16 protein-coding genes are annotated in these 15088 nt (G+C 53.5%); 8 read left to right on the forward strand and 8 right to left on the reverse strand.

Going from position 1 to position 15088, the window contains the following annotated elements; all coding sequences use genetic code 11:
* Window positions 1-242 precede the first annotated feature (242 nt).
* The 6 genes from hisH (at window position 243) to ACAW75_RS23095 (ending at window position 3879) form a co-directional block, all read left to right on the forward strand.
* Window positions 243-836, forward strand: a complete 594-nt coding sequence (gene hisH / locus ACAW75_RS23070; protein WP_370731129.1) for an imidazole glycerol phosphate synthase subunit HisH — start codon at window positions 243-245, stop codon at window positions 834-836.
* 88 nt (window positions 837-924) lie between these two features.
* Entirely contained in the window at window positions 925-1647 is a 723-nt protein-coding gene (gene hisA, locus ACAW75_RS23075; protein ID WP_370731130.1) for a 1-(5-phosphoribosyl)-5-[(5-phosphoribosylamino)methylideneamino]imidazole-4-carboxamide isomerase, read from the forward strand.
* Window positions 1637-2068 (forward strand): GNAT family N-acetyltransferase, encoded by a 432-nt coding sequence (locus ACAW75_RS23080; RefSeq protein WP_370731131.1) that lies wholly within the window; start codon window positions 1637-1639, stop codon window positions 2066-2068. The genes hisA and ACAW75_RS23080 overlap by 11 nt, the downstream gene beginning before the upstream one ends.
* On the forward strand, window positions 2062-2823 hold the full coding sequence (hisF, locus tag ACAW75_RS23085; RefSeq protein ID WP_370731132.1) for an imidazole glycerol phosphate synthase subunit HisF: 762 nt from the start codon (window positions 2062-2064) through the stop codon (window positions 2821-2823). The genes ACAW75_RS23080 and hisF overlap by 7 nt, the downstream gene beginning before the upstream one ends.
* A gap of 43 nt (window positions 2824-2866) precedes the next feature.
* Window positions 2867-3469: a bifunctional phosphoribosyl-AMP cyclohydrolase/phosphoribosyl-ATP diphosphatase HisIE gene (gene hisIE, locus ACAW75_RS23090; protein WP_370731133.1), complete on the forward strand. Its 603-nt coding sequence runs from the start codon at window positions 2867-2869 to the stop codon at window positions 3467-3469.
* A 71-nt stretch (window positions 3470-3540) separates the two neighbouring features.
* Window positions 3541-3879 carry a phage holin family protein gene (locus ACAW75_RS23095; protein WP_370731134.1) on the forward strand — a complete coding sequence of 113 codons (339 nt, stop codon included), beginning with the start codon at window positions 3541-3543 and terminating at the stop codon, window positions 3877-3879.
* Between the two features lie 123 nt (window positions 3880-4002).
* Here ACAW75_RS23095 and ACAW75_RS23100 read toward each other — a convergent pair whose 3' ends face one another.
* The 4 genes from ACAW75_RS23100 to ACAW75_RS23115 all read right to left on the reverse strand — a co-directional run bounded on the left by ACAW75_RS23100 (window position 4003) and on the right by ACAW75_RS23115 (window position 9313).
* Window positions 4003-5340 carry a dihydroorotase gene (locus ACAW75_RS23100; protein ID WP_370731135.1) on the reverse strand — a complete coding sequence of 446 codons (1338 nt, stop codon included), beginning with the start codon at window positions 5338-5340 and terminating at the stop codon, window positions 4003-4005.
* Window positions 5341-5571: 231 nt separating this feature from the next.
* Complete coding sequence (gene hemB, locus ACAW75_RS23105) at window positions 5572-6546, reverse strand: porphobilinogen synthase (protein WP_370731137.1); 975 nt, start codon at window positions 6544-6546, stop codon at window positions 5572-5574.
* A gap of 13 nt (window positions 6547-6559) precedes the next feature.
* Window positions 6560-7246 (reverse strand): response regulator transcription factor, encoded by a 687-nt coding sequence (locus tag ACAW75_RS23110; RefSeq protein ID WP_370731138.1) that lies wholly within the window; start codon window positions 7244-7246, stop codon window positions 6560-6562.
* Window positions 7247-7330: 84 nt separating this feature from the next.
* Window positions 7331-9313: a sensor histidine kinase gene (locus ACAW75_RS23115; protein ID WP_370731139.1), complete on the reverse strand. Its 1983-nt coding sequence runs from the start codon at window positions 9311-9313 to the stop codon at window positions 7331-7333.
* A 155-nt stretch (window positions 9314-9468) separates the two neighbouring features.
* Here ACAW75_RS23115 and ACAW75_RS23120 point away from each other — a divergent pair, with 155 nt between their 5' ends.
* Entirely contained in the window at window positions 9469-10476 is a 1008-nt protein-coding gene (locus ACAW75_RS23120) for a T9SS type A sorting domain-containing protein (protein ID WP_370731140.1), read from the forward strand.
* Between the two features lie 226 nt (window positions 10477-10702).
* Here ACAW75_RS23120 and ACAW75_RS23125 read toward each other — a convergent pair whose 3' ends face one another.
* Complete coding sequence (locus tag ACAW75_RS23125; protein ID WP_370731141.1) at window positions 10703-11365, reverse strand: hypothetical protein; 663 nt, start codon at window positions 11363-11365, stop codon at window positions 10703-10705.
* A gap of 3 nt (window positions 11366-11368) precedes the next feature.
* Window positions 11369-11710, reverse strand: a complete 342-nt coding sequence (locus ACAW75_RS23130; protein WP_370731142.1) for a PadR family transcriptional regulator — start codon at window positions 11708-11710, stop codon at window positions 11369-11371.
* Window positions 11711-11815: 105 nt separating this feature from the next.
* On the opposite strand from ACAW75_RS23130, the gene ACAW75_RS23135 reads away from it, so the two are divergent.
* On the forward strand, window positions 11816-12727 hold the full coding sequence (locus tag ACAW75_RS23135; RefSeq protein WP_370731143.1) for an ROK family protein: 912 nt from the start codon (window positions 11816-11818) through the stop codon (window positions 12725-12727).
* 103 nt (window positions 12728-12830) lie between these two features.
* On the opposite strand, the gene ACAW75_RS23140 is transcribed toward ACAW75_RS23135, so the two are convergent.
* Together ACAW75_RS23140 and murB are read right to left on the reverse strand one after the other, a co-directional pair.
* Window positions 12831-13910: an NAD(P)-dependent alcohol dehydrogenase gene (locus tag ACAW75_RS23140; RefSeq protein WP_370731144.1), complete on the reverse strand. Its 1080-nt coding sequence runs from the start codon at window positions 13908-13910 to the stop codon at window positions 12831-12833.
* A gap of 86 nt (window positions 13911-13996) precedes the next feature.
* Window positions 13997-15022, reverse strand: coding sequence for a UDP-N-acetylmuramate dehydrogenase (gene murB / locus ACAW75_RS23145; RefSeq protein WP_370731145.1), 1026 nt, complete (start codon window positions 15020-15022; stop codon window positions 13997-13999).
* Between the last annotated feature and the right edge of the window lie 66 nt (window positions 15023-15088).

Raw genomic sequence — 15088 nt, forward strand, 5'->3', positions numbered from 1 at the left:
ACGGTATTATTGGGCAAAAATATGCCGTTATGAACAGGAATGACTGACAGCACCTTATTGGCTTTGTATTGGCGTTCTCAACGGGGCGTCGTAAATTTACGACATGATTACGCGCAAGCATTCTTTTTTAGTGCATCATCGGTCTATTTGCTTAGGCAGATAGATGGCGCTATGTCTTGTGGTTAGTACCAATTGACTCACGAATAGACCAGCCCGCCTCTGTCAGGAGCCGGGCATTTTTTATGCATACCGTAATTATTAAATACAATGCGGGGAATGTACAGTCGGTGATGTACGCCCTCGACAGGATTGGGGCCAGCTACGAATTGACGGATGACGAAGCTACCATACGAGCGGCCGATAAGGTTATTTTCCCCGGTGTAGGTGAGGCAAGTACCGCCATGACGTACCTGCGCGAACGGGGACTTGATAAGCTGATCCCAAGCCTGACCCAGCCTGTGTTGGGTACGTGCGTTGGTATGCAGTTGATGTGCCGGTATTCAGAGGAGAACGACACGACCTGTATGGGAATCTTCGATATCGACGTGCGCCGGTTTCCTGCGTCGGCGGGTAAAGTGCCTCATACCGGCTGGAATAATATCCATAGTCTGCGTGGCCCGCTCACCGAAGGGCTTGCCGGATTGTCTGTTGATCCGTATGTCTACTTTGTGCATAGTTACGCCGCCGATGTTTGCCCCGATACAACCGCTATCTGTGAGTATGGCCGACCATTCAGTGCTATGCTCCAGAAAAATAATTTCTATGCCGCCCAGTTCCACGCCGAGATAAGCGGTAATGTAGGTCAGCGCATTCTCGAGAATTTTTTAATGATCTAATAAAAGCACAGCGGCGCCAAGCACACCGAGTGTTAACGGTTAACACCTCATCCGGCTGTGTTCACTGCGCCGCCGTGTTTCATACACTATGCACATTATCCCTGCCATTGATTTAATAGATGGGAAAGCTGTTCGGTTGACCCAGGGCGATTATGCCCAGAAGAAAGAATACAATGCCCGTCCGCTGGAAGTGGCGCAGCAGTTTGAAGATGCTGGCCTGACCCGGCTGCACCTGGTCGACCTCGACGGCGCGAAAGAAAAGCGGATCATCAACCATAAGGTGTTGGAGCTTATTGCCACAAAAACCAGCCTGCATGTCGATTTTGGGGGTGGTGTGCAATCCGATGATGATCTGCGAATTGCGTTTGAATGCGGCGCGAAACAGGTTACGGGTGGCAGCATTGCGGTGAAGAACCCTGACCTGTTTGAACGCTGGCTGTCACGGTTCGGCGCTGACGTACTGATTCTGGGCGCCGACGCCAAAAATGAGAAGATCGCCGTTGGGGGCTGGGAGGAAGCAACCACGATCTGGGTCTACGATTTTGTGGATAACTGGGTGGATAAGGGGATAACGCACATGATCAGCACCGATGTGGCTAAGGATGGGCTGTTGCAGGGGCCATCGTTTGATCTTTACCGCAATCTCCAGGAACGGGCACCAACGCTGAACATCGTGGCTAGCGGCGGGGTAAGTAACATGGGCGATATTGAGAAACTGGCTGAGATGAAGCTCTTCGGCGTTATTGTTGGCAAAGCGATCTACGAAGGCCGGGTGACACTGAAAGAACTGTCGATCATCAATGAACAGTGAGCTAACCATCAGCACGGACAAGGCCCGGCTCGACGTACCGCTGATTCACCGTTTTCTGAGTCAGGAATCCTATTGGGCAGCGAATATTCCGATCGATCTTGTGCAGCGGTCTATCGATAACTCACTCTGCTTTGGCGTGTATGAGGGCGAGGGGCAGATTGGTTTTGCGCGGGTGATCACCGACCAGACTACGTTTGCTTACCTGGCCGATGTATTTGTGCTTCCCGCGTACCGGGGACGCGGTATTGCGAAACAGCTGGTGGCGACTATTTCTGCCTGGCCAACGCTACAGGGGCTGCGTCGCTGGGTGTTGGCTACCCGCGACGCTCACACGCTTTACGCTCAATTCGGTTTTACCGCCTTAGACCAACCTGATCTGTTTATGCAGCGGAAACGGGAAAACCCTTATCAGCCATGCTAACCAAACGCATTATCCCCTGTCTCGACATCAAAGATGGGCGTACCGTAAAAGGAACCAACTTTGTCGACCTGCGTGATGCTGGTGATCCGGTTGAGCTGGGCGCCATCTATGCCGCCCAGGGGGCCGACGAGCTGGTCTTTCTGGATATTACAGCCACGGTTGATGAACGGAAGACGCTGCTCGATCTGGTTCGGCGCGTGGCCCATGCCGTGAATATTCCGTTTACGGTAGGGGGCGGTATCTCGTCGATAGCGGATGTGTCTGCTTTGCTGAATGCGGGTGCCGACAAGGTATCAATCAACTCAGCGGCGGTGCGCAGGCCCGAGCTGATCGATGAGCTAGCCCTTGAATTTGGCAGTCAGTGCGTTGTGGTCGCCATCGACACCAGGTACGTCGACGGATCACACATTGTGCACACGCATGGGGGGCGTCGGCCTACTGACCTGGGTACGTTGGCCTGGGCGCGGGAGGTAGAGCAACGTGGCGCCGGCGAAATTTTACTGACCTCTATGGATACCGACGGCACTAAAGCAGGGTTCGCTCTGGAACTGACAGCCGCCGTGTCGGGGGCGGCGAATATTCCGGTGATTGCTTCAGGTGGAGCTGGCACGATGGAACACTTCACGGAGGTATTCACCGCAGGAAAAGCCGATGCCGGACTGGCAGCCAGTATATTCCATTTCAAAGAAATTGACATTCCCGATCTAAAGACGTACCTGCATCAAAAGGGTATTTCAATGCGGTTGACAACTTAACAACCTGTAACACCCCGTGTTGCAGCCTCTTTTCTACACGACTATGACTATCAATTTCGATAAATCGCCCGATGGGCTGGTGCCTGCTGTTATTCAGGATGCTGAAACAGGCAAGGTGCTGATGCTGGGCTATATGAACGAGGAGGCCTATCGGAAAACGGAAGCCGAAGGGATGGTCACGTTCTTTAGCCGCAGCAAGCAACGCCTCTGGACCAAGGGGGAGACGTCCAGCAATTTCTTGCATGTGAAACAGATACTCGTTGACTGCGATGGCGACACGCTGCTGATCAAAGCCAGCCCCGATGGACCAACCTGCCACACCGGCGCCGATACGTGTTTCGAGGAGGTGAATACGGGTAAAGGGCAGTTCCTGAACTATTTGCAGGGAATCATCCACGATCGGCGGGTCAATCCGTCCGATGCGTCGTATACGGCCTCGTTGTTCAAAAAGGGAGTCAACAAGATTGCGCAGAAAGTTGGCGAAGAAGCCGTTGAACTGGTCATTGAAGCCAAAGACAATAATGACGACCTGTTTCGGGGCGAAGCCGCTGATCTGCTGTTCCACTTTCTGGTTTTGCTGGAACAGAAAAACATGAACCTGGATGATATTATTGCTGTGCTTCAACAGCGGCACGACAAACAATAGGCCAACGTCTACCGTTTGAGAGCTAATGTTCTGTCTTTCTTTCACACACTAATCCTCAATTAGCTCTCATCATGGGAATCATTATTCGTATCTTAATTAGTGCAGTGGCCGTTTACATCGCCAGTATCTTCGTTCCCGGCATCAGAGTGTCGGGCGGCCCCACTACGTACCTGGTTGTCGCTATTGTACTGGGTCTTTTGAATGCTTTTGTGAAACCCATTCTCACTATTCTGACCATTCCGATCACGATCATTACGCTCGGCCTTTTCCTGATTGTTCTGAACGTCTTGATGGTCTACCTGACGGCCCATCTGGTTAGTGGCTTCGCCGTGAGCGGATTTATCGCCGCCCTGTTGTTTAGCCTCGTTGTCTCAATTGTGACCTGGCTCATCGACACCGTCGTTAACTAGTGTGCACTCGATTTTTTACCAAAAAGGCTCGATCCACGTGGATCGAGCCTTTTTGGTTATAGGTACGTTGCTTCGCGCGTCGGGGACGCCTAATCGAAGGGCCCGACGCGCGAAGCAACGTACCTATCGCGAAAACGCCAGTCGTTGACCGGCTTTATCAGTCTGGAATTGACCATGCTCATATACCAACGTACCTGACACAAACGTGTGGGTGATACGATGGCTGAAGGTTTCGCCCAGCAATGGCGACCAGCCGCACTGATACAGAATAGACTCAGGCGTGACAGTGGTCTGTTGCGTTGGATCGACAAGTACCAGATCGGCCCAGTAGCCTTCGCGAACGTACCCCCGCCGATCGATCTGAAAACAGTCGGCGGGGGCGTGGGCCATTTTCTGTACCACTTTTTCGAGCGACAGTTTTCCCTGCCTGGCTGCCTCCAGCATCAGGAGTAACGGATGTTGTACCAGCGGAAGCCCGGACGGAGCCTGCCAGTAAGGCTGCTGTTTCTCGTCCCAGGTGTGTGGCGCATGGTCGGTGGCAATAATATCGAGACGATCATCGAGCAGGGCTTGCCAGAGTGCGTCGCGATGATGCGGCGCTTTAATAGCCGGATTGCACTTGATCTGGTTGCCGAGCCGCTCGTAATCGTCGGCCGTGAAATGCAGGTGATGCACACACACCTCGGCTGTTATCCGTTTTTCAGCCAGGGGAATATCGTTGCGGAACAGATTTAGCTCGTCGGCAGTCGTCAGGTGCAGCATGTGCAGGCGCGTATGATGCCGTTTGGCCAGCTCAACCGCCATCGACGACGAAATCAGGCAGGCTTCCTCGTTTCGAACCAGCGGGTGAATCCAGGCGGGGGCGTTATCGCCGTATTCAGCCTTGTACCGCTCGGTATTGGCGCGAACGGTGGGTTCGTCTTCGCAGTGGGTAGCAATGAGCATGGGGCATTCCCGGAAGAGCGCATCCAGCGTTTGCTCGTTATCAACGAGCATATTCCCCGTTGAGGAGCCCATAAACACTTTGATGCCGCAAACCGCCGTTGCGTCAGTGCGCAATACCTCGGCCAGATTGTTGTTCGAGGCACCCATGAAGAACGAGTAATTGCCAAAAGCCGTAGCCGCTGCAATGTCGTATTTATCCTGCAGGAGCTGCTGGGTCAGGGCATTCGGTGTGGTGTTGGGCATCTCCATGAACGTGGTGACGCCCCCGGCAACGCCCGCCCGCGATTCGCTGCGTATGGTGGCTTTATGGGTCAGGCCCGGCTCGCGAAAATGCACCTGATCGTCAATGACGCCGGGCAACAGATACTGACCGGCTGCGTCGATAACCTGATCACCAGGCTTGGCAGAGATGGACGTACCTACTTCGGTAATAAAGCCATTCTCGATACGAACGTCGGCCTCTTGTGATCGCCCCTCGTTGATGAGCCGGGCATTAAGAATACGGTATGAAGTCATAGGGGTGAATGGTCCGCGGGTTGAAGGGATTTAAACGGATTGGCGCGAATGGTTTATGGGTCCGCCGATGTGGGGGATGTAAACGGATTGGCGCGGATAGCTGGATTCTACCGGATCTTTAGCCACGGGCAAAGCCAATCCGTTTAATCAAAAATCTGCTTGAACCTGTGAATCCGCTTCAATCAGAGATCCGCGCAAATCGGTTTAATTCCCTTGATCCGCGTACCGTTGCTACCGCAACAGCGCAGCGGCCTCTTTAGCGAAATAGGTCAGAATAACGTCGGCACCGGCGCGTTTGATGGCCATCAACGATTCCATCATGGCGCGTTCGCCATCGAGCCAGCCGTTTTGGGCAGCCGCTTTGATCATGGCATATTCACCACTGACGTTATAGGCGGCGATGGGCAAATGGCTGTTTTGCCGCAACAGGCTGATAATGTCCAGGTAGGCCAGCGCGGGCTTCACCATCAGCATATCGGCGCCTTCGGCCGTGTCGAGTTCAGCTTCGATGAGGGCTTCACGGCGATTGGCGGGGTTCATCTGATACGTCTTCTTATCCCCAAACTTGGGCGCCGAATCCAGCGCATCGCGGAATGGGCCATAGAAAGCCGACGCATACTTGGCGCAGTACGACATGATCGCCACGTTATGAAAACCGGCTTTGTCCAGTTCCTGCCGTAGATAGGCAACCCGCCCATCCATCATATCGGAAGGACCGACAATGTCGGCACCGGCCTGGGCCTGGGCAACGGCCATGCGGCCGAGTACGTCCAGCGTTTCGTCGTTCAGGATATGGCCGTTCTCGACAATGCCATCGTGGCCGTCGGAACTATAGGGGTCCATCGCCACATCGGTCATGACCACCGCCTCGGGATACGTTTCTTTGATGGCGCGTACCGTTTGCAGATACAGCCCGTCGGGGTTATGGCTTTCCGTAGCGTATTTATCCTTTTTTGCTTCCGAAAGGTTCGGAAACAGGTCGAAGGTGGTGATGCCGAGATCAAGGCACCGGCCAATTTCGTCGAGCAGCAGATCCTGCGAGTAGCGATAGATGCCGGGCATCGAGCTTACCTCAGACCGTATTTGCTGCCCTTCCAGAATGAAAACGGGGAATATAAAATCAGAGGCATGCAGGCGCGTTTCCTGCACCATGTCGCGAATGGCGGCCGACTGACGATTGCGGCGGGGACGGCGGATAATGTTCATGGTTAGAAAACTCTTACGCTACCAATTTAAATCCCTCGCCATGTACATTCACGAGCTGCACGGCGGGGTCGTCTTTCAGGTATTTACGGAGCTTCGTAATGTACACATCCATACTCCGGGCATTAAAGTACGAGTCATCGCCCCATACTACCTTGAGCGCGAAACTGCGTCCCAACGGCTGATTCAGGTTTTGGGCCAGCAGTTTAAGCAGTTCTGATTCTTTACTGGTTAGTCGCTGACCAGCTGGGTCGTCATTCCGGAACAGGAGCTGGTGTGGATAGTCGAACCGGAACGTACCTATCTGATACATCGTCGTTTCGGGTTGCGACTCGGCTCCCTGGTAGCGCCGGAGAATAGCCTGAATCCGCAACAGTAACTCCTCCATGTTGAACGGCTTGGTGATATAATCATCGGCCCCCAGCCGCAGCCCCTGAATGGTATCTTCCTGCATGGATTTGGCCGTTAGAAAGATGATGGGTACGTCGCGCCCGTTCATCCGAATTTCCTTGGCCAGCGTGAAGCCATCTTTTTTCGGCATCATCACGTCCAGGATGCAGAGATCATATTGCCCGGCCATGAACTGCTGCAAACCGGCGTTGCCATCGGTGGCGCGGTCAGTGGGGTAGCCTTTCAGTGTCAGGTATTCCTGCGTGAGCTGGCCAAGATTCGGATCGTCTTCAACGAGAAGGATAGAGGGCATAAGGGGAAAGAGTGAATGGCGAAAGAGTGAAGGGGGGAAAGAGCAGCCTCGCAAACTACAACTGCACTATACTCTTTCGCTCTTTCACTCAGTATAAAGTGGTATAATAAGTTGAAATTCACTGCCTTGGCCGGGGGTGCTGGTCACGGTGATCTGGCCCTGATGTTCGTCGACCATTTTCTTTACGTAACTCAGGCCGAGGCCGAAGCCTTTTACATCGTGTCGGTTCCCGGTAGGAACGCGATAAAACGTTTCGAATATCCGGCTGATCTGCTCTTTCGTTAAGCCTAATCCGCTATCAGCCACAGCGATAGCCACAGCCGATCTCCCGTTCGGCAGGGCCGTATTCGACGTGCGAATGCGCAGCGAAAGGTGATCGGGCGAGTACTTGATGGCATTATCGATGAGGTTATATAGCATGTTGGTCAGGTGAATCTCGTCGGCCAGCACAATTTCACTCGTGGCGTCGAACTCCATATCCAGCTCACCCTGCCGCTGTTCAATGGACAGGCTCATGGTGTTCAGCACCTTCTCGATAACGTCGTGCACATTGACCGGGCCCAGCGCCAGTTTTACTTCGCCCTTGTCGAGCAGTGCCATCTGAAGCACTTTTTCCACGTGGGAGCCAAGCCGCTGGTTTTCGTCGCGGATGATGCTGACGTACCTGGAGAGCCGCTCGGTGAGGCCGGGCACTGGCGTGATTGAGCTACCAGCGCCTGCCAATGCTGGCTCCGCGCTGTGTGTCAACTGATCACGAGCCATCTCAACGGCCAGTCCAATGGTCGAAATCGGCGTTTTGAACTCGTGTGTCATGTTGTTGATGAAATCATTCTTGATATCGGCCATCTTCTTCTGCCGCAGAATGGTGTTGATGGCGACATAGAAACAGCCCATGATCACCAGAATCAGAATGGCCGAACCGGCCAGTGTGGCGGTCATCCGGCTGAGGATGAAGGCTCGCTGATCCGGGAAAAACAGGTAGAGGTAATTACCCGTCTCCAGCATATTGTTTGGAAACAGCGCCGCTTTATAGGCCGACTCATCGAACTGCTGCTGAATAGCCGTTCGGGCGGCTACCGGCATGTTGCCCAGCGTAAGGCCGGTAGACGTAAAGAGTAGATCGCCCTGCTGCGGACTGCGAACGGCGTAATCGAACGGAATGCTGATGCCGCGTTCGGTGAGCGCCTGCCGCAGGAGCGTATCCAGCATGAATCGGTTTACCCGTTCGGCCAGCGGCCTGTCGGCCATAAGCACACCCCTGAAAATATCCTTGATGGTCTCTGATTGATCGGTAACAGAAGTGCCGCTTCCAGGCCGATTACTGCCCGCAACTGGAGAAATTGCGGCTCCAGTTGCGGCTTTAGCTGCGTTATTTGTCAGCCCGGTCCGCCGCTGGAATTCACTGCCTTGTTTTGCTAAACCAGCCGCCGGACCGTGGGTACGTTGCGGGTTCGTTCTAGGTCGAGCCAGCGATACCGAATCGGGGATAACCAGCCCGGATGAAGACAGTAACACATCGTTAATGTGGCCCTGCAAAATCTGATCGATCCAGCGGCCAAAACGTTCCTGCTGAATAAGCTGTGCTTCCAGGTCACCGGCCGCTATCAGCTCGTCCTGCTGTTTATAAAACTCATCGACGGTGCGAAGCTGTTCCGGCGTAAGCGACCGCTGAATGGGTTGCAAAGCATCCATCTGAATCGTAACCGTGCCTGGCATACCTTCTTCCAACTGGTGCGACGGAGAGGTAACCAGCGCGGGCTGCCGTTTTCTATAGGGCCGATCTGCCCGGGGCGTAGTTGCCCGGTTATCGACTAGCTGATTGCCTTTGCCAATGGCTTTCAATTGCTGTTGCTGCTGTTGAGCCGCCAGCCGGTGCCGGGCCTGATACTGGATCTCCTGCCGTTCCAGGCTGCGCACAACCTCCTGAAGGGCATCGGTAACTTTATAATCGAACTGCTCTTTCTGTAAATACAGGGCATTGCTGATCCAGTAGAGTTGAAACCCCACTAAACCTAACAGCCCTATGGCCATCGAAAGAACAATCCAGCGAATTTGTTTCGTTGACATTAAATTTAACGGAATCGGTGCAACGCGTTAACGCGGTGACCCGTCTATACAAAGTACGCGTCTATCCCGTTGCGGGTAGATGACTTAACAACTTTTAACAGGCAACAAGACAGGGTTTTATCAAACTGATCAACCCCTCGAAAACTACGCTAACTATGAAAAAAACAGTGAACAACCTGCTCCGGTTCGCGCTGGGTACGTGTCTGACCGGTGGATTGACCGTAACGGCGCTAGCCCAGACACCCGCCCCCGGTACGGGCGAAATGCGGCTGAAAGTGACCGCCCGGAACGGTAACGAACTCCGTGAAATTGAACGTACCTACCGCACCGAAGGCATGACCGATGAAAAGCGCGACGCCATTGTGAATAAACTGATCGACTCGCTCCGAGCCACTCATAAGGGTAAAGACAGCCAGATTTCGGTAACGATCGAAGATGCACGCGGAACCGATCGTATCCGGTTCAATAACCGCAGTGGCGGGAATGATGTTGTTGGCGGCGTATTTGTTAATCCCGATGCGCCTGCCCGCGTGTTTACCATCCCCCGAGCGCCCCGTACGGCTATTACACCACGGGCGCCCCGCACACCACGCGCACCCTTGCCGCCTGGCGCCCGTCTTGCTGACGACGACTTCAAACTGGAAGGAAGCCTGACATTCGACGACGATTCACTGGGGCGTAAACGCACGCGGGTATTTCGTTTCGATCGCCGCAACCTCGATTCGCTGGCTAGAAATATGAAAGAGTTTGGCTATACGTTCGAACGTGAATTTGCGCCCCTGGCCGACCGGCTGTCCCGTTCGCAGGGGCTACAGCGGCTGGATGAGCGGCTGACGATGCCCTTCGAAACCTGGTCGCGAAGCAGCGGAGGTACGCAGGGATCGACCATTCGTGGCCTGGAAGCGTATCCCAGCAATCCGGATAAGTTTATGCTGAACGTTCGGTTTACCGCTCCCGGCAAAGGCGATGCGTTTATTGTGGTGACCAACCCCAAAGGCAAAGAAGTAGCCCGGCGCGAGCTGAAAGATTTCTCCGGTGAATTTGTTGGTCAGGTCGATCTGGGTCGCAAAGCCGAAGGGGTTTTCTTCGTCACTGTTACCCAGAACGATGATGGTGCCGTTCGCCGTGTGGTGTTGAAAAAAGACGAAGCCACCACGAAATAAAAAAGTGTTCTGTTTACAGTTTGCTGTCTTCTGTTGCGCTGCTTAGCAGCACTTGGTTGCTTTGGTAGCGCAACAGAAGACCTTTGGGCTGGTGCTTAAAAGTCAAACCCCGGCAACGTACCTGAGACGTTGCCGGGGTTTGACTTTTAAGCACCAGTAGGGTATTGCCGACGCGTCTAGAATGTAGAGCCGCAAAACATCTTGCGGCTCTACGGTAGAGGCCATTTTACCGCTGAAAAATCGGTTTGTAATAAAACGTCTCGCGGGTAAGCTGCGCCAGGCTAATTGATTGACGTAGACAGCCAATGGCGAGTAGTAGAATGAGTGCCATTCTACATGTAATTGGGGCCGTATAGGTAGGGAAATCGTATAAATTAATCAGGATATTGACTGTGTTGATTGGCCATGCACCGTTATCGCTAATGTATTTCCAGACGAGCTTCTTACGGGTATCATTCTGCCAGTAGTAAGGAATCCAGGCTGACAGGACTACGAAGACAGGCGATAAACACAGGGCTATGGTCATGGTTTTGAGGTAGTTAGCAGGCAAGGTCAAATACAAATTCACCAATAACGTACCTACCAGCAAAGTCGTTACTACCGTTGGCCAGCGGCAATAGCTTTTGACAATGCGCCAGTAGCGTGCCTTGATTTGCTTCTTTGTTTCTATCTCATACTTTACCTGGATCCGTCGTATTCCTTCGCCGTTGCCCATCGCCAGAAAAGCGTCGGTGCTGGCCTCGTAGAAAGACAGGCCGGTAGCCATTTTCTCTTCGGTCAGCGTGGCGTAGTGGTCCAGCAGTTCGTCGGCCAGGTGATCGTATCTGATATCAGCCAGCGAAGTTAGGTCATGGCGTAGGTCGGCGAGTTGTTGGTTGGTAAGGGGCATGACTCAACGGGCTGGTTTCAGGTTCAGGATCGTGTTCAGGTTGTCTATGAATGAGCGGAGTTCGGACACGCGGCTCACGGTTTGCAGACGGCCGGTTTTGGTCAGGGAATAATATTTCCGCGCCCGTCCGGCAACGACCTCGGTTTCGGCGGTGAGCAACCCTTCGGCTTCCAGCTTGTGCAGCGATGGATACAGGGAGCCTTCGGTCAGTACCATCTCGCCGGCCGTCATGGCCTTTACCTGCTGGGTGATCTCATAGCCATACATGCGCTCCCGGCCTGCCAGCAACGTCAGGATGATCACCGGGAGGCTTCCCTTCAGGACGTGTTGCGTAGTGCTGTTCATCCGTGCAAGTATATAGGAAGATTAAATACTATAGAATCTTAGGTATTGAAAAAAGTAGCGGTTCCTTAACTTCGCAGCATAACCTCAATAATTAGTCACGTATACATGGGTTCAGCGCAGTATTTAGGGATCGACGTGGGCGGCACGAACGTTAAAATGGGCGTAGTTGACGCTAAAACGGGTAAAATCACCAATTTCTATAGCCACGATACCGATAGCTGGCGGCAGTCGGGACACTTCATGGAACAGTTTGCCGACGCGATTGCCGTTGAACTGTATGCCAATAAGGAAGTGAAAAAGGTAGGCATCGGGTTGCCCGGTATGATTAACCGTGAGCGCACCACGCCGCTCGAAATCACGGCGATTCCAGAGCTGAACGGCGTCCCGATGGTCGACATCCTGAACAAACGCTTTCCCGATGTAGAATTTTTCCTGGAAAATGACGCCAATGCGGCGGCCCTCGGCGAATTTTATTTTGTGGAGGACATGAATGATGAAAATTACATCTTTATCACCCTGGGAACAGGCGTAGGCGGTGCAGCGATCATCAACAAAAAGGTGTTTGTCGGTGGCGATGGCAACGCCATGGAGCCAGGTCATATTCCCTCGCGGAACGGCAAAGTGCTGGAGCGCAATATCGGCAAAAAAGAACTGCTCGACCTGGCCAACGAGCGCCGGTCTGCCTTCAAAGGGCAAACTACGCTACCCGATGATGGCAGTATCTCAACGACGGGTCTGGTAGCTGCCGCCGCAGAAGGCGATAAACTGGCGCTGGCCGTCTGGACAGAGGTAGGCGAAATGCTGGGCGAGGGCCTGGTATCGCTGATTCGGATTCTCGACATCAAGCAGATTCTGATTGGCGGCGGCTTATCGGCCTCGTTCGACTACATCATGCCTGCCGTTCAGAAAGAACTCGACTATTGGCTAACACCCTACTACAAAGAAGGACTGACCATTAATAAAGCCACGCTCGGCAACGACGCCGGCCTGCTCGGAGCCGCATCGCTCTGCTTTTAGTGAAAGAGTGAATGGCGACAGAGTAAAAGAGCGGTGCTTCTGCACCAGTTGGTACGAGGCACCGCTCTTTTACTCTGTCGCCATTCACTCTTTCACCCCTCCGCTACTTGAGTGATTGCATATCAATCACGTACCTGAAGCGCACTTCTTCCTTTTGCATCTTGTCGAAGGCATCATTGATGTCCTGCATCTGAATCAGCTCCACGTCGGGCATAATGTTGTGTTCGGCGCAAAAATCGAGCACTTCCTGTGTCTCTTTGATACCGCCGATCAGTGACCCGCCGATCGACCGGCGATGAGTGGCTACCTGCATGTTATTGACGGGCTCTTTGTAGGGTCCCAGCAGGCCCACGGTGACCAGGTTGCCGTCGCGTTTCAGCAGGTTAACGTATGGATTGACATCGAAAGCGTCAGGAATAGTCACCAGTATCAAGTCGAAAGAGAGTTCTGCGGCCGTCATGGCCTGGTCATCGGCAGAAACAAGTACGGCATCGGCACCGAGTGCTTCCGCATCTGCGCGTTTCTCTTCCCGGCGCGTAACGGCCGTTACGGTAGCGCCCATCGCCTTAGCCAGTTTCACCGCCATGTGCCCCAAACCCCCAATGCCTACGATCGCCACCGACTGGCCGGGTTGTACATGCCAATGGCGTAAGGGTGAATAGGTGGTGATACCCGCACATAGGATCGGAGCTACCCGTTGTATGTCCAGCGAATCGGGAATCGACAGCACGAATGCTTCTTTTACGGTAATGTAGGTCGAGTAGCCGCCGAATGTGTTGTAACCGCTGCCGTCGGGCTTCATTGGGCCGTTATAGGTAGCCGTAAAGCTGACAGGCCCTTCACAGTACTGCTCTAGTCCGTCATGGCAGGAGTTGCACTGACCGCATGAATCGATCATGCACCCTACACCAACGGTATCCCCCTCTTTGAATTTCGCGACGGCTGATCCCGCCTGCACTACCTGGCCAATTATTTCGTGGCCAGGTACACAAGGCCAGAGTGTGTTGCCCCAGTCGTTCTTGATCTGGTGCAGGTCTGAATGGCAAACGCCACAATACAGAATCTCGATGAGTACTTCGTCGGCTTTTGGTGCCTCCCGTTCGATTTCCATCACCGAGAGGGCATTCAACGAATTGATAAGGGAACGAGAGGTTCCAAACGCTTTGACTTTTGCTAAATCCATGTTGTTGAGCCATTACTGTTTATACGCTCACCAACCTAGTAAATTAGTAGATTGTTTGAGGCTGTGTTGCGGCGGTGACCCGCTCATTACAGCACATTTACCTCCGGGTTGATAGTAATGCCAAATTTATCGAGCACGGATGCCTGTACCTGCTGCGCCAGGGCCAGAATGTCGCTGCCCGTTGCCCGCCCGTAGTTGACCAGGACAAGTGCCTGTTTCGCATGAACGCCAGCATCACCCTGTCGGTATCCTTTCCAGCCCGCCTGCTCAATGAGCCACCCTGCTGGCACCTTCACCAGGTTGGTGCCTGTGGGATAGCCGGGGAGGGTTGGGTACGTGGCCTTTAGCTGATCAAACTGGGCCACAGGAATTTCGGGATTCTTGAAAAAACTGCCCGCATTGCCAATCTCGGCCGGATCGGGAAGTTTACTGCGCCTGATCTGAATGACCGCATCACTCACGGCCCGAATGCTCATTGTGTCATCGGTGATCCCCATGTCGGTAAGCGTCTCGCTGATGGCACCGTAGCGGGTATGAAACGTAGGTGTTTTGTCGAGTCGGAAGGTGACCAATGTAATGATGTACTGGCCTTTCAAGTCATGTTTAAAAACGCTTTCGCGGTAACCAAACCGACAATCGGCGTGATTGAACCGGCGCTTCTCACCAGTGCCCACATGAACGGCTTCCAGGTGGTCGAAGATCTGTTCGATCTCGACGCCGTAGGCACCAATATTCTGCATGGGTGCCGCCCCTACAGTGCCCGGTATCAACGACAGGTTCTCCATACCAGCATAGTTGTTGGCTACGCAGTACATAACAAGCTCGTGCCAGATTACGCCTGCTCCTGCCTGCACGTACACATGGAGATCATCTTCACGGACAACCTCGATACCACCGATCGTGAGGCGAATGACTAGACCGGCAAACTCCTGAGTGAGCAGCAGGTTACTGCCACCGCCTAAAACCAACAGGGGCAGTTCATTGAATTCGGTCAGCTGAAAGAGGGTGGTGAGGTCGGTCTCAGAGGCGATGTCAGCGAAATAATTGGCCTGGGCCTCGATGCCGAAGGTGGTATAAGGCCGTAGCGAGACGCCACGTTGTACGGTCAGCATAGGTAATAAAATGATCACCCCAAAAGTAGTAGTTTTGCAACCAGTAAGGTCCTTAAAGGTTGCTTA

Source organism: Fibrella arboris (assembly GCF_041321095.1).
In the GTDB taxonomy this organism is placed as follows: domain Bacteria; phylum Bacteroidota; class Bacteroidia; order Cytophagales; family Spirosomataceae; genus Fibrella; species Fibrella arboris.